The 16,099-nt window shown below is 33.4% G+C and carries 13 protein-coding genes and 1 other annotated feature; all 13 genes read right to left on the bottom strand.

Features of this window, described 5'->3' with window-relative positions; all coding sequences use genetic code 11:
• Nucleotides 1-3 precede the first annotated feature (3 nt).
• Entirely contained in the window at nt 4-915 is a 912-nt protein-coding gene (locus HALHA_RS01295) for a carbohydrate ABC transporter permease (protein ID WP_015325993.1), read from the bottom strand.
• A 110-nt stretch (nt 916-1,025) separates the two neighbouring features.
• Nucleotides 1,026-2,342: an ABC transporter substrate-binding protein gene (locus HALHA_RS01290; RefSeq protein WP_015325992.1), complete on the bottom strand. Its 1,317-nt coding sequence runs from the start codon at nt 2,340-2,342 to the stop codon at nt 1,026-1,028.
• A gap of 479 nt (nt 2,343-2,821) precedes the next feature.
• A complete protein-coding gene (locus HALHA_RS01285) occupies nt 2,822-4,063 on the bottom strand; it encodes a PTS sugar transporter subunit IIC (RefSeq protein WP_015325991.1) in 1,242 nt (413 codons plus the stop codon).
• Nucleotides 4,064-4,161: 98 nt separating this feature from the next.
• On the bottom strand, nt 4,162-4,464 hold the full coding sequence (locus HALHA_RS01280; protein ID WP_015325990.1) for a PTS sugar transporter subunit IIB: 303 nt from the start codon (nt 4,462-4,464) through the stop codon (nt 4,162-4,164).
• A gap of 10 nt (nt 4,465-4,474) precedes the next feature.
• Entirely contained in the window at nt 4,475-5,206 is a 732-nt protein-coding gene (locus HALHA_RS01275; protein ID WP_015325989.1) for a GntR family transcriptional regulator, read from the bottom strand.
• Between the two features lie 458 nt (nt 5,207-5,664).
• Nucleotides 5,665-7,227: a citramalate synthase gene (cimA, locus tag HALHA_RS01270; RefSeq protein WP_015325988.1), complete on the bottom strand. Its 1,563-nt coding sequence runs from the start codon at nt 7,225-7,227 to the stop codon at nt 5,665-5,667.
• A gap of 11 nt (nt 7,228-7,238) precedes the next feature.
• Nucleotides 7,239-8,291 carry a 3-isopropylmalate dehydrogenase gene (locus HALHA_RS01265; RefSeq protein WP_015325987.1) on the bottom strand — a complete coding sequence of 351 codons (1,053 nt, stop codon included), beginning with the start codon at nt 8,289-8,291 and terminating at the stop codon, nt 7,239-7,241.
• Between the two features lie 284 nt (nt 8,292-8,575).
• Nucleotides 8,576-9,070 carry a 3-isopropylmalate dehydratase small subunit gene (gene leuD / locus HALHA_RS01260; protein ID WP_015325986.1) on the bottom strand — a complete coding sequence of 165 codons (495 nt, stop codon included), beginning with the start codon at nt 9,068-9,070 and terminating at the stop codon, nt 8,576-8,578.
• Nucleotides 9,071-9,162: 92 nt separating this feature from the next.
• Nucleotides 9,163-10,425, bottom strand: coding sequence for a 3-isopropylmalate dehydratase large subunit (leuC, locus tag HALHA_RS01255; RefSeq protein WP_015325985.1), 1,263 nt, complete (start codon nt 10,423-10,425; stop codon nt 9,163-9,165).
• 49 nt (nt 10,426-10,474) lie between these two features.
• Nucleotides 10,475-12,010, bottom strand: a complete 1,536-nt coding sequence (locus tag HALHA_RS01250) for a 2-isopropylmalate synthase (protein ID WP_281098767.1) — start codon at nt 12,008-12,010, stop codon at nt 10,475-10,477.
• Nucleotides 12,011-12,058: 48 nt separating this feature from the next.
• The gene (gene ilvC / locus HALHA_RS01245) at nt 12,059-13,060 is read right to left on the bottom strand and encodes a ketol-acid reductoisomerase (RefSeq protein WP_483788248.1); all 1,002 of its coding nucleotides are present in this window, start codon (nt 13,058-13,060) and stop codon (nt 12,059-12,061) included.
• Nucleotides 13,061-13,237: 177 nt separating this feature from the next.
• On the bottom strand, nt 13,238-13,717 hold the full coding sequence (ilvN, locus tag HALHA_RS01240) for an acetolactate synthase small subunit (RefSeq protein ID WP_015325982.1): 480 nt from the start codon (nt 13,715-13,717) through the stop codon (nt 13,238-13,240).
• Complete coding sequence (ilvB, locus tag HALHA_RS01235) at nt 13,714-15,447, bottom strand: biosynthetic-type acetolactate synthase large subunit (RefSeq protein ID WP_015325981.1); 1,734 nt, start codon at nt 15,445-15,447, stop codon at nt 13,714-13,716. The genes ilvN and ilvB overlap by 4 nt, the downstream gene beginning before the upstream one ends.
• A 235-nt stretch (nt 15,448-15,682) precedes the next feature.
• Nucleotides 15,683-16,023: a binding site (T-box leader), on the bottom strand.
• Nucleotides 16,024-16,099: the final 76 nt, after the last annotated feature.

The raw sequence follows: 16,099 nt of genomic DNA, 5'->3' as shown, positions 1-16,099 counted from the left end.
CTTTTAAATATCTTGACTAAAGAATTTATTATTAATTATTGATAAAATAATTATTATAGCACAAAGAATATAAGCCATTGCACTTCCTAAACCAAATTGAGTCCATTCAAAGCCTGTCTTATATAAATACATTGCTGTAGTTAAACCTGATTGTCCTGGTCCACCTGAACCTCCCGTCAAAATCATTGGTTCAGCAAATATACGTAAGTTACCAATAATAGACATTGTTACTCCAAAGAAAATAACCGGTCGCAATAAAGGTAATGTAATATTAAAAAATTGATCTCGTAAACTAGCACCATCTACTTTAGCAGCTTCATATAAACTATTAGGAATTTTTTGAATTCCAGCATAGTATATAATCATATTCCAACCTGTAAATTTCCAAGTAACCAAACTAGCTATAGCTACTTTTAACCATTCAGGATCACTTAACCACCCAATAGGTAACTTAACACCCATTAAATTAAATAATACCTCGATAGGTGGAAAACTAGATATTGATTGTAAAATGGCATTTAATATACCATAATTCTTTCCTAATAAAGTCATAAAAATTAAAGAAACAGCCACCGAAGAAGTTATATAGGGTAAAAAATAAGATGATCTAAAAAATTCTTTAAACTTTACTACACCAGAGTTTAATATAAAGGCTAAAAACAAAGCTATAATATGTTGAGGAATTGTTGTTAATACAAAGATAATCAAAGTATTAGATATAGATTTCCAAAACCAAGGGTCAGTTAATGCAAAAATATAGTTTTCTAATCCAACAAATTGCATTGGAGATAATCCATTCCATTGATGAAAACTTAAGAATAATGAAAATAAAATTGGAAACGCCCCAAAAATAGCAAACAGTATATAAAAAGGCGAAACAAATAAATAAGGTGCTACTTTCTTACTAAGTCTCATTCTTTATTCCCTCCTCAATTAATAAATTATAATGAGCTATGAGAAAATTATTATCTTATTATATTTTCTAACTCATAACTCATTACTTATAACTTAATTATTTATTTAAATTACCTAACTCGTCTTTCAATTAGTTTTTTAGCATCTTTTAATGCTTTTACTGGATCTTTACCATTTTCTAAAACTGCTGATAAAGCATTACCTACAATTTGCTCAGCAATCATATCATTCTTATTTGTCACAACAGTTGGTATCTTCCTAGCTGCCTTAACCCACATTTTTCTAGCTTTTTGTCCTCCTAAATACTCAACTGGTTTATCCATAATAGGATGATCAAAAGCAGGCTTCCAAGCTGGGAAGGTATCAGCTACCTTAAAGTTTTGAACTTGAATATCTGTATTTGTAGAATAAAACTTAATAAACTTCCAAGCTGCTTCTTTATGCTTTGCATCTAATGGAATTCCAGCAAAAGAACCACCATTTTGAGCGTACATTCCATTAGGTAAATTAGTTGCTCTCCATTCACCTTTATCTTTAGGAGCAATCCAACCTTTTAAATGTCCACCTAACCAAGCTCCTGTTGGTTCCATTAATACAGTTCCATTTTTCAATGCTGCAACCCATTCACCACTCCAAGCTGGCACACCAGCATCTAGACCTAAATCTCTTATCTTTTTAGCAATCTTCATACCCTTTACAAATCTTTCCGCAGTAACTATACAGTTACCCTCTTCATCAAAATATCGATTCTCACCACTTCTAGCAAATATATTGAAAATATTTGCTGCATCAGCTATTAACCATCTATCATTACTTCCATCACCATCTGTATCTTTAGCAAATTTCTTTCCTGCTTCAATCCAGTCTTGCATAGTCTGCATATCTGCTCTAGTATATCCTAATTTATTAAGAGGATCTTTACGATAATAAACAGTTGCTGGAGCAGTATCTGTAGGTACAGCGATTAATTTACCAGCAGTAGTTTTAGCATGGCTATAAGCATAATCAACATAATTTTCTTTGTATTGATCTGCATTGTAAGGAGCCTTAGATAAATCTACAAAACCACCTTTAGCAGCAAAATTACCAACATAAGAAACTTCAATAAAAGCTACATCAGGAACATCCCCACCAGCTGCTATTTTAGTTATTAATGTCTTATGATGGTCAGCAAAAGCTGTTTTAGAAACTTTTACATTAATATTTGGATACTTCTCCTCAAATTGATCAATGACACCACCTTTTGCTTTTAAAGCTTCATCTGCCCAAGTAGCAACCTCGATTGTCACCTTACCAGATTTTTTTTCTTCTTTAGCTTCATCATCACCAAAAATCCACCAAGCATTACTAGTATCTGCAACAAAGAATAATGAACCTGCTAATAAAACTAAAGTTAATGCCATTGATATAATTTTTTTGTTATTCATTTAACTGCCTCCTTATTAATTTAATTTACTCCTATATAGTAACTTTTGGTTACTATATAATCTTTACTAACTTATTGACTTATCTACAATTATTATAAATAATTCATCTCTTAATTGTAGGGGTATAGGACTATACCACTGATCTAGAAAATAAAAGCTTTCTCTAAACTTATATTCTTATCACTTTAATAGCTAGCTACAAGGAATTATACGTTACGGAAAGTTATAGACTTATAAGGAGTTTTAATACCAGGTTATTAACTTGGTAAAGTGGTAGTTCATACCTTTTATTATGAGAGATTATATATGTTATCGAAGTTATAAACTTATAAGTGGCTTTAGCACTAAGTTATCTACTTATTAAAATTGTAATTACAATGACTTCTTTTTTATCCAAGCCATTGTGGTGTGCAGGTCTAGACCATTATTCAACCAAAAATCACTTGTTATTTAAATTATAACACTCAATACTATCATTGTCAACATTTTTCCTTATCTTGTTCTTCAAGGAGATAAGACTCATACTTCCTAAAAAAAGGATAATATATTATTCCAGACAAAAATGCTAATAACATCACTAAAATAAAAGCATTCCAATCTAAAGTAGAAATCAAAGCACCAATTGGTGCTGGCATAACCCAAGGCACTCTAATAAATGCTTTCCCTACCCAACCCCATTTAGTAGCAAAATAAGCAATTACACCAATAAAAGGTTGAATAAAAACAAAAGGAATAAACATTATTTTATTTGCTACAAGAGGAGAAGCAAAAATAATTGATTCATCAATATTAAATAAACCAGGCCACAAACTAATTTCTCCTATCTCTCTTAACTGTTTTACTTTACTCTTTCTACACAAAAAAGATAATACTAATGTTGCGCCTGACCCTCCAATTAACATATAAAAATTCCAAAAGGGCATTGTGAAAATATAAGCCATTTGTTCACCTGCAAGATACGAATTGGCATTTAGCAACCAATGCTGTTCCAAAAAAGGCCTCAAAATTGCACCTACAGTTATTACTCCATGAGTTCCTGTAAACCATAATAATTGGGCCAACATTCCAAAGAAAAAGACTCCAAGAGGACTATCAATCAAGTTACTAATAGGAGAAAAAAACTTTATGACTAACGTAGGCAATAAGATGCCAAAACTATGTTGTAATACAAAAGTTATAATATAAAAAAATATAATAGCAATACAATTAGGAATTAAAGAAAATAAAAAATTAATAGTAGTCTTAGGAATAGCCTCTGGAAATTGAATATTCACTTCTATATTATTTATAAATCTAATTATTTCTACTGTTAAAGTTGCTACTATAATTGCTGTAAATAAATTACCATTAATTAAATATTTCAAGTGCAGAGTAGCATCTTTAAATGGGATAAGAACTAACAAATAATTTATTAATGCGATTGCAGCCACAAACAATTGATTCAATTTATATTCTAATGACAAATTATAGCTGACTGATAAAACTACAAAAACCCCAAACATCCCTAAAGTTATTTCAAGAATATTAAGAAGTAAATTATTATCTATAATAGCCAAATTAACAGGCAAACTATTTAAGATCAATGCCAAACTACCTATAAAAGTTATAGGTATAATATCAATTAATCCTTTTCTAATAGCCTTAATATGGCGCTGATTAGATATCTTAGTCATAATTGGAACTATACTTGTCCTTAAAAAATCATTAATCTCTAAATTCATTTTAGTTCCCCCTCTTTTAATAATTATAATATACCAAATAAAACAAATAAAGGTATATTAATAAATTATTTTGTTACTTAAAGGGGTATAACTTTTAACTAATTAATCAAAGCTATAGCTTGGTCTAAAACTGTTGCTCCATCCAATTTACCATAGGGCAGTGGGTCAATCACTTCTAATGGAATTCTATACTCATTGGCTACTTCTTGTAAACTTTCCTTTTTATATCCAACTTGTGGCCCTAATAAAACTACATCATATTTTTTTATAATTTCTGTAACATTATCGACCGTATTAGCCTCAACAACAATATCAATATTTTTTTCTTGGGCTGTTTGTTTCATCTTTTCTGCTAACATACTTGTACTCATTCCACAAACACAAGCCAATAAAATTTTCATATTTTCCCTCCTATAAATCAGACAATGTCGTGTGTATACTATACTTATCTCCCCTATAAAAATTAAAACTAAATTCTACTCGAGTATTACCAGAAAAAGTTACTCTAGTATTTTTTAAAATTGGTTGGTCAACCTTTCCTCCAAGTAACTCAGTTATATGTTTATCAGCTAATATAGCTTCAATTTCTTGATTTGCTTTATTTGGTTTATATCCTTCTGCAGTTAAAGTCTGATAAATAGAACCTTGAGATAAATCAATTTCCTTTAGCTTAGGACAAATATAATAAGGGATGTAAGATTTTTCGAATCCAATTGGATTTCCATCAGCTAATCGCAATCTCGATGTTAAAATCACTTCTTCTCCTTCTTCAATCTTCAAATTCTCTGCAATCTCATAATTAGCTGGAATAGTTTTTTGTTCTATTACTTTACTAGAAGGAGTCATGTTTTTCATTTCAATATGCTCATTGAATCCTATTAATCCTGGAAAAGAATCTAATTTAGAATCAGAAACAAAAGTTCCCTGTCCTCTTCTTCTTTCTAAAATACCCTTCTCTACTAAATTGCCAATAGCTTTTCTAATAGTCATTCTACTTAAATTAACTTTTTCACTAAATTTCCTTTCTGAAGGAATCTTATCTCCTACTTTATATTTCCCATTCTCAATCTTCTCTCGAATCAAATTTTCTAATTGATAATACAATGGTATCGGACTGTCTTCATCTAATCTAATCTTATTCATTTTACATCCTCCTTACAGATAAACTCCTCTTCCTAAAAACAAGGGATCAAGGAGTATAGGTCTATACCTATTTAATAGAAGTTCATATTAAATTATACCATAGGTTATTAATGATTACAAAAGAAGCTAGAGGAGTCTTTATGAATATTCAATATACTGTTTATTCTAAAGTTTCTAAAAACAAAAAGCCTATCCGGAAACTAGATAGGCTTTTCTTTACTGCTATTTTATTAATTATTGTTTCTTTAATCTTACTCCATACTCTATGCTATCTATTCTAGGCTTTCTAAAAACAGAAAGCCTATCATGAACTAGTTAATATTTCGTTCTAGTGATTCTTTATTATTTATTGTTTCTTTAATCTTACTCCATACTCTATGCTATCTATTCTAGGCTTTCTAAAAATAGAAAGCCTATCATGAACTAATTAATATTTCGTTCTAGTGATTCTTTATTATTTATTGTTTCTTTAATCTTACTCCATACTCTATGCTATCTACTAGAGCCTGCCAGCTGGCTTCAATGATATTTGTTGAAGCCCCTACTGTACCCCAAGTATTATGTCCATCACCAGATTCAATTAGTACTCTTACTTTAGCCTCTGTACCATCATTACCATCTAAAACTCTTACCTTATAATCAATTAAATGTATTTCTTTTAAACAAGGATAGAATCTAACTAAAGCCTTCCTTAAAGCACTATCAAGGGCGTTTACTGGACCATTACCCTCAGCAGCAGTATGTACTCGCTGCCCATCTATTCTAACTTTAATTGTAGCTTCCGAAACAGGGGCCAACTCCCCTCGCTTCTCAGTAATGATCCTAACTCCTTCTAACTCAAATAATTTATTATAAGTTCCAGTAGCTTTAGCTATTAACAATTCAAATGAAGCTTCAGCCCCTTCAAAATGATAGCCTTGGTGTTCTAATTCCTTAATCTGCTCTAACACTTGACGTAAGTCAGTAGTTTCCTGATTTAGTTTAATTCCTAATTCTTCTGCTTTATAAATCAAATTACTCTTGCCAGATAACTCAGAAACTAATACATTACGTTTATTACCTACTAATTCTGGTTCAATATGCTCATAAGTCTCTGGTTCTTTTAAGATAGCACTAACATGAATCCCACCTTTATGAGCAAAAGCACTATCCCCAACATACGGTTGATGAGTTGGTGGAGTTAAATTAGCTACTTCACTAGCATAACGTGATACTTCTGTTAAATACTTTAACTGCTTATCGTCAATTTCAAGATTATAGTTATATTTTAATTTTAAATTGGGTATGATAGAAGATAGATTAGCATTCCCACAACGTTCACCATATCCATTAAGAGTACCTTGAATCTGTTTTACACCAGATTCAACAGCTATTAGAGAGTTAGCAACAGCTACATCGGAATCATTATGAGCATGAATTCCTAATGGAGTTGTTAGCTGACTCTCAATCTGTTTAATGATACTTCTTATTTCAAAAGGCATACTCCCTCCATTAGTATCACAAAGAACTAAACTATCAGCCCCACCCCGTTGGGCAGCTTGTAAAACCTTTAGCGCATAATCAGCATCGGCTTTATACCCATCGAAGAAGTGTTCAGCATCAAAATGAACTTCTAGTCCTTCTTCCTTTAAATAAGATACTGAACTTTCTACCATTCTTAAATTTTCTTCTAGGCTCGTCTCTAAAGCATCAGTTACATGAAGATTCCACGCCTTACCAAAGATAGTTGCTACCTCTACTCCAGAATCTAAAATAGCATTTAAGTTTTTATCCTCATGAGGAGTAAGATTGGCCCGGCGAGTACTACCAAAAGCCGTTACTTTAGCATTTTTTAATTCTAAATCTTGTACTCGCTTAAAATACTCTATATCTTTGGGATTAGAACCGGGCCAACCCCCTTCAATATAATTAACTCCTAGTTTATCTAACTGCTTAGTTATATTTATTTTATCTTCAGTAGAATAAGAAATTCCTTCTTGTTGACTTCCATCACGCAAAGTAGTGTCATAAATCTTTAACATTTACTCCACCTCTATTCTAATAGACTACACAGATGATCTCCTACTTGATCTGTAGTTAGGCTACCACCCATATCAGGAGTAGTCTGATCATTTTGTAAAGATAATTTCACTGCTTTTTCTACTTTAGCCGCTTCTTTAGAATAACCTAAGATTTCTACCATCATACTAGCTGCTAGAACTGCTGCTAGTGGATTAGCTTTATTCTCTCCTGCAATATCTGGAGCAGAGCCATGAACTGGTTCAAACATAGAAACTCCCTCTGGATTAATATTACCTGATACAGCTAAGCCCATGCCTCCTTGAATTTCAGCACCTAAATCAGTAATAATATCACCAAACATATTACAGGTTACTACTACATCAAAATCTTCTGGATTACGTACCAGCTTCATTGTCATAGCATCTACTAACATATGATCTTGGTCAACACTTTTATATTCTTTTCCTAACTCTACAAAGACTCTTTGCCATAAATCATGAGCATAAGTTAACACATTACTTTTATCACATAAAGTCAACTTCTGTTCTTGACTTTGGTTTTTAGCATACTCATAAGCATAACGAGTTACTCTTTCTACTCCTTTATAAGTATTAACCATCTCTTGAGTAGCTACTTCATCTTCAGTATCCTTCTTTAAAAAACCTCCTACTCCAGAGTATAGACCTTCTGTATTCTCTCGTACAATCATCATATCAATATCTGCAGGACTTTTATCTTTAAGTGGAGTAAATCTAGAATCATATAATCTAATTGGACGTAAATTAATATACTGATCAAAAGAAAATCTTAAGTCAAGTAAGATCCCATGTTCTAGAACACCAGGTTCAACTCGTGGATCTCCTACTGCCCCTAAATAAATAGCATCAAAATTAGCTAGTTCTTCTTTAACCTCATCTGTTACTAACTCGCCTGTTTTTAAATAGTGTTCTGCTCCTAAAGGAAATTCCTTAAATTCAAAATCTAAATCGCTAATCTCTTCTAACTTCTTTAAAACCTTTACCCCTTGACTTACAACTTCTGGGCCAATTCCATCACCAGGTATTACTGCTATTCTTTTTGTCATCACTACTCACTACTCCTTTTTTAATTTACAATTTAGAATTGACAATTAAACATCATTAAAATATTCCCAAGTAATTCTGAAATAAAATAATATCAATGTAGAATATAACTATCAGGTCTGAAAAACTTTTATCACATAGTGGTTCATGTTATTTAAATCTAATAGTTTTAAAATTTAATCAACCTCAGATTCAAACTTAATCTTTATATAAAAAATTAATTAAGTTTAACTATGGCTTTGATTTTTCAATTATCAATTGTACATTGTCCATTGTTAATTGCTTTTTAATTGTTAATTCGCTCTTTAACGTAATTTACAAGTCCATCTTTAGCCATAATCTCTTGCATAAATTCAGGAAAAGCTTCCGCTTGATATTCTTCAGCCTTAGTTAAATTCTTAATAGTTCCTGATTCAACATCTACTTCTATCTGGTCTCCCTCTGCAATTGCTTCTACTGCTGTAGGACATTCTAAAATTGGCAATCCTATATTAATAGAATTTCGATAAAAAATCCGAGCAAATGAATTAGCAATCACACAAGAGACACCTGCTGCTTTAATAGCTAGTGGAGCGTGTTCACGAGAACTGCCGCAACCAAAGTTATCTTGGGCTACAATTAAATCTCCTTGCTCCATCTTATCAACAAAATCTTCATCTAAGTCTTCTAGACAATGTTTAGCCAACTCTTCTGGCTGAGACGTATTTAAATAACGAGCTGGAATAATAACATCCGTATCTATATCGTCTCCATACTTCCAGGCCTTTCCTTGGATATCCATATTTCTTTTCCTCCCTTAATACTTCAATATTTTTGCAATTGTTTTCTTATACTTACTTCTTACTTATATAATATAAAGTCCTCCTTGGAGTTTTACAAAACCTCCTTAGGACTAACAATTTTTCCTTTAATAGCTGAAGCCGCTGCTACTGCTGGATTAGATAAATACACTTCACTTTCTGGATGACCCATTCGACCAACAAAATTACGATTAGTTGTAGCAATTGCTCTTTCTCCTTTAGCTAAAATACCCATATGACCACCTAAACATGGCCCACACGTTGGGGTACTAACTGCTGCTCCAGCATCTAAGAAGATATCTATTAATCCTTCTTTCATTGCTTGACGATAAATCTCTTGTGTTCCAGGGAAGATAATTAATCTTAAATGTTCTGCTTTCTTTTTACCTTCTAATATTTCAGCAGCAACCCTTAAGTCTTCCAATCGCCCGTTAGTACAGGAACCAATTACAGCTTGATCTATTGCAATATCTTCTACTTCACTAATTCCTTTTGTATTTTCAGGCAAGTGAGGAAAAGCAACTTGCGGTTCAATTTCACTTACATCATACTCAATTACTTGATCATAATTAGCATCTTCATCACTTTTATAAACTGTATAATCTCTTTGTGCTCTATCCTTAACATACTCTAACGTCTTTTTATCTGGTTCAATTAAGCCACACTTACCTCCAGCTTCAATAGCCATATTAGACATTGTCATTCGATTAGCCATTGAAAAGTCTTCTATTACTTCTCCACTAAATTCCATAGCTTTATAGAGAGCACCGTCAACACCAATATCACCTATAGTATATAAAATTAAATCTTTACCACTGACCCAATCTTGTAGGTCTCCATTATAAACAAACTTAATTGTTTCTGGCACTTTAAACCAAGCTTCTCCACTAGCCATTCCTGCTGCCATATCAGTACTACCTACTCCAGTACCTAAAGCACCTAAAGCACCATAAGTACAAGTATGAGAATCAGCCCCAATAATAATATCCCCTGGTAAAGCTAATCCTTTTTCTGGTAATAGACAATGTTCAATTCCCATCTCACCTATTTCAAAATAATTAGTAATTTCTTTATTATGGGCAAAGTTTCTAATCATCTTACATTGTTCTGCAGAATTAATATCTTTATTAGGTGCAAAATGGTCTGGAACAATTGCCACCCGATCCTTATCAAATACCTCATTTACCCCGATTTTATTAAATTCTTTAACTGCTACTGGTGTAGTTACATCATTTCCTAATACCAAATCAACTTTAGCATTTACCAACTCACCTGGCTTAACTTTATCTTTACCAGCATGGGCTGCTAATATTTTCTCTACCATCGTCATTCCCATAGCTACTTCCTCCTCGACTTCATTTATTTATAATTTATAATTATCAATTCTATAAGTCCGCCGCAACTTTATTAATGGCATTGTTATAAGCCTTAGCACTAGCCTCAATTACATCAGTACTAACTCCTCGACCAATATATAAATTATTTTCATATTCTAACTTAACAATTACTTCACCTAAAGCATCTTTACCCTTGGTTACAGAATCTATCTTATAATTAACTAATTTACAATCTAAACCTGTAATCCGATTAATTGCTTCATAAACAGCATCAATTGGCCCACCTTCAGAGCAAGCTGATTCATTAATCTTTTCTCCTTCATTTTCTATCTGAACAGTAGCTGTAGCTAATCCAGAACTACTTGTTACCTGTAATAAATCAACTTGGTAAATTTCAGTTACTTGACTGATCTCATCTTCCATAATTGCTTCTAAATCAAGACTAGTAAATTCCTTCTTCTTATCAGCTAGATCCTTAAAACGTTTAAAAGCAGAATTTAACTCTTCTTCTTTTAATTTATAACCTAACTCTTCCATTTTATCTTTAAAAGCATGCCGACCTGAATGTTTACCTAATACAATCTTGTTTTCCTTTAAACCAATCGTTTGAGCATCCATAATCTCATAAGTTGTACGCTCTTTAATTACTCCATCTTGATGAATACCAGATTCATGAGCAAAAGCATTCTTACCTACAATTGCTTTATTAGGTTGAATAGGCATCCCAGTTAAATGACTAACTAATCTACTGGTACGAGCAATCTCTTTAAGCTTAAGAGTAGTCTGATTAGTAAAATAATCATGGCGGGTATTTAAAGTTAAAGCAATCTCTTCTAAAGCTGTATTTCCGGCTCGCTCTCCTACTCCATTAACTGCACACTCTACCTGCTGTGCCCCATTTTCAACAGCTGCTAAAGAATTGGCTACTGCTAATCCAAGGTCATTATGACAATGAACACTAATTATAGCATCATCTATATTAGAAACATTATTTTTTATATAACTAATTAATCCACCAAACTCTTCTGGGGTGGCATAACCAACAGTATCAGGTATATTAATAGTTGTTGCCCCAGCTTCAATTACTGCTTCAAAAATATCACATAAAAAATCCTTATCACTACGAAAAGCATCTTCAGCAGAAAATTCAACATCAGCAGTATAAGACTTAGCATATTTAACTGCTTTAACAGCAGCATCTAATACTTCATTTGGATCCTTTTGTAATTTATATTCCATATGCACTGGTGATGTAGCAATAAAGGTGTGAATCCTTGGTTTTTTTGCTTCTTGTAAAGCTTCCCAAGCTCGGTCAATATCTCCTTTAGTAGCTCTAGCCAACCCAGCAATAACTGGACCTGAGACCTCTTGAGCTATTTCTTTCACTGCTTTAAAATCACCTGGAGAAGCAATAGGGAAACCAGCTTCAATGATATCTACTTCCAACTTAGCTAATTGCTTTGCAATCTCTACCTTTTCTTTCACACTTAAACTAACCCCAGGAGACTGTTCTCCATCACGTAAGGTCGTATCAAAGATTTTAACTGGCATCTGCTCCACTCCTTCTTTTTGGCTATTAGTTATCAGCCATGAGCTATGAGTAAAACTCACAACCCACAGCTTAAAACTAACTTATTCTTCAATCCAGTTCATCTTACTTCTTAACTTCTCTCCAACTTGCTCAATCTGATGATTAGCATCAATTTCTTTGCGCTTAGAGTAAGCTGGACGTCCTACTTGATTTTCAAGTAACCACTGTTTTGCAAATTCCCCTGTTTGAATATCTTTTAGTAACTTCTGCATAGCTTCTCTAGATTTATCATTAATTACTTGCTTACCAGCAATTAAATCACCATACTCAGCAGTATCAGAAATAGAATCTCTCATTGTAGCAATACCGCCTTCATACATTAAATCTACAATCAGCTTTAATTCATGTAAGCATTCAAAATAAGCAATTTCTGGTTGGTAACCAGCATCTACTAATGTCTCAAAACCAGCTCTAACTAACTCACTAGCTCCTCCACATAATACAGCCTGCTCACCAAATAAATCAGTCTCTGTTTCTTCTTTAAAGCTAGTTTCAATTACACCAGCTCGAGTTCCACCAACACCTTTAGCATGAGCTAAGGCCTTTTCTTTAGCATCTCCTGTAGCATCTTGATAAATTGCAATTAAGCATGGTACACCAGAGCCATCCTCATAAACTCTTCTTACTAAGTGCCCTGGCCCTTTAGGAGCAACCATATAAACATCTACATCTGTTGGAGGAAGAATTTGTTCAAAATGGATATTAAATCCATGAGAGAAAACCAAAGCATTTCCTGCTTCTAAATTAGGTTCAATATCATTATAATAAACTTTTTTCTGTACCTCATCAGGTAGTAAGACTTGAATTACATCAGCTTGTTTAGCAGCTTCTGCCGCTGAAACTGGTTTAAAACCATCGGCAACTGCTTGCTCATAACTCGCTCCGCCTTTTCTCTGACCAACAATTACATCTAGACCAGCCTCTCTCATATTCTGTGCTTGAGCGTGTCCTTGACTACCATAACCAATGACTGCTACCTTTTTACCTTCTAAATACTTTAAATCTGCATCTTCATTATAATACATTTTTACCATTCTACTCATCTCCTCTATTAGTTTTAGTGTACAGTGAACAGCTGACAGTTAACAGTTAAAACCAAATTCTAAATAACTGAACACCATCAAACTGTTTCACAATTTAAATTATCAATTTAATACCATAATTCCAATAGTATTAGTCTTCAAGATTAAGGTCTAAATCAAGATACTGTTAACTATTAATTACTTCTTACCTCGCCCCATAGCTATCTTCCCAGTTCTAACTAATTCTTTAATTCCAAATGGATTTAATAACTTCTCAATAGCATTAATCTTACTTTCATCTCCAGTAATTTCAATCATGATTGAATTAGTAGCTACATCAACTATTTTACCTCTAAAACTATCAACAATCTGTATAATCTCTGATCTGGTATTAGAATCAGCCTGCACTTTAATTAAAGCTAAGCCACGGTCTACTGTTTCATCATTAGTTATATCGCTAACTTTATAGACTATCACCAATTTATTAAGCTGTTTAGTTACTTGTTCTAATTCCCTCTTATCACCAGCAACTACTAATGTAATCCGAGAAGTAGTATCATCTTCAGTTCGACTTACAGATAAACTATCAATATTAAACCCACGTCTACTAAACAAACCAGCAATCCGGGCCAAAACTCCCGACTCATTAGCTACTAATACTGAAACAGTATGCCTCATTCTACATCCTCCTTTAAAACCATCTTATCTAGGCTACCACCAGGTGGTACCATAGGAAATACATTCTCTTCTTCTTCAATAATAAAGTCTAATAAATAAGGCTCAGACGTATTAATTGCTTCTTCTAGAGCTGGTCTAATCTCATCAACTTCAGTAACTCGCTTAGCCTTAATACCAAAACTTTCAGCTAACTTAACAAAGTCGGGCTTCATCTCAGGACAATCCTCGCTAGGAGAAGAACAGCCCGGTGGACAATCAGCTTGTTGCTTTAGACAAACAGCAGAGTATCTTTTATCATAAAACATTTCTTGCCACTGTCTAACCATCCCTAAATACTGATTATTAAAGACTACAATATTAACTGGTAATTCATTCTTAGCAACTGTAGCTAATTCTTGCAGGTTCATTTGAAAACTTCCATCACCTGCCAAAGCAAAAACTATATCATCCTTATTGCCAGCTTGCACTCCTATAGCAGCAGGAAAACCATAACCCATTGTTCCTAAGCCGCCAGATGAAGCAAAACTACGAGGTTTACTAAATTGATAAAATTGAGCAGCCCACATCTGATGTTGCCCTACTTCTGTAGTTATTAGGGCCTCTCCATTAGTTAGACTATCAATTTCTTCAATAATTTGATGGGGCAATAATTTATTACTCTCCTCTACTCTATTATCATCTAATTTTCTCCACTCAGCAATTTGCTTGGCCCACTCTTTATTCTCTCTTGCTTCTATTAGTGGATTTAATTCTTTTAGTACTCTTCTCGCATCTCCAACAATTGGAATATCAATTTCTACTCTCTTCCCTACTTCAGCTGGATCAATATCAATATGAATAATCTTAGCCTCAGCTGCAAAAGTATCTAACTTACCTGTTACTCGATCATCAAAACGAGCTCCAATTGTAATTAATAAATCAGTATTGGAAACCGCTAGGTTAGCTTCAGTCGTACCATGCATTCCTAACATACCTAAACTTAAATCATCTCGCTCATTAACAGCTCCTAAACCATTTAAAGTAGTAGTTACTGGAATCGAAGCCTTTTTAGATAATTCTCTTAGTTTATCACTAGCTTCTGAAAGAATCACACCTCCACCAGCATAAATCACTGGGTTTTTAGCTTCATTAATAGCCTTAGCTGCTTCTTCAACTTGTAATTCATGCCCTTGATAATTAGGTTTATAACCAGGTAGATTAACTTCTGTAGGATAATTAAATTCTGCTTTAGAATTTAAAATATCTTTAGGAATATCAATTAATACTGGTCCTGGTCGACCAGTTTGGGCTAAATGAAAAGCTTCCTTAATTATTCTCGGTAGCTCTTTTACATCCTGCACCAAATAATTATGCTTAGTAATTGGTACTGTAATTCCAGTAATATCAGCTTCTTGAAAAGCATCTGTTCCTATCATAGAACTAGGTACCTGACCAGTAAAGGCTACAATAGGTACAGAATCCATATAAGCTGTAGCTAAACCTGTAACTAAGTTTGTACCTCCTGGCCCTGAGGTGGCAATACAAACCCCAACCTTACCAGTTGTGCGAGCATATCCATCAGCAGCATGGACACCACCCTGTTCATGATGAGGCATTATATGCTCAAAGTCAGCATCATATAACTGATCATAAATAGGCAATACCGCTCCTCCTGGATATCCAAAAATAGTCTCTACATTTTCACGATAAAGAGACTCAACAAACATTTTAGCACCAGTCATTTCTGCCATTTTTTTCACTCCTTTTACTTCTCTACTTCTCATTTAGTGTATTATATAAAAATAAAAGCCCTGAGTAGCAACTCAGAGCTCAAGACCGGATAGAGGAAATTAGGTACACTCTCCCCTAGGTAATTAATCTATTCCAATCTACTCCTTACTACTCTTTGAATAATCAATTCTTATCTACTATATTATCTATTCTAATAAAAAAACCTCTCATCTCAATCAACAGTTGAATACTGTTAACTGGGACGAGAGGTCTCCTCACGTGTTACCACCCAAATTCACTACTATCTTACGATAATAGTCTCAATAAGTACTCACATATTATAAGTACGGACACTTTCATTATGACCGTACGGGCCCAGTATATTAAGCCATAACATGCTTCATACTCCAGCATATGATAACGGATGCTGTTCTTCCTAGGCCTTTGCCTAGGTTGCCGGCATAGCTTACTTAAAATTAACTTTCAGCTTGCAACTCCAAGGAGATTTTCAGCAGAGTTTTTTATTCTGGCTCTCACCTAATCCAGTTCGCTGTAAATAAAGTCATCTACTTACTTTGCCCTTTCAACGCTTTTAAATTTATACTTAATTGATTTGTTACTACTAAGTATAAATAATATTACTTGCGTTGTCAATACTTTTCTAAAAGTTAA

It is taken from the genome of Halobacteroides halobius DSM 5150, assembly GCF_000328625.1.
Lineage (GTDB): Bacteria > Bacillota > Halanaerobiia > Halobacteroidales > Halobacteroidaceae > Halobacteroides > Halobacteroides halobius.
Note: the sequence above shows the minus strand (reverse complement) of the source record. Positions and strands in the feature narration are given on the sequence as shown.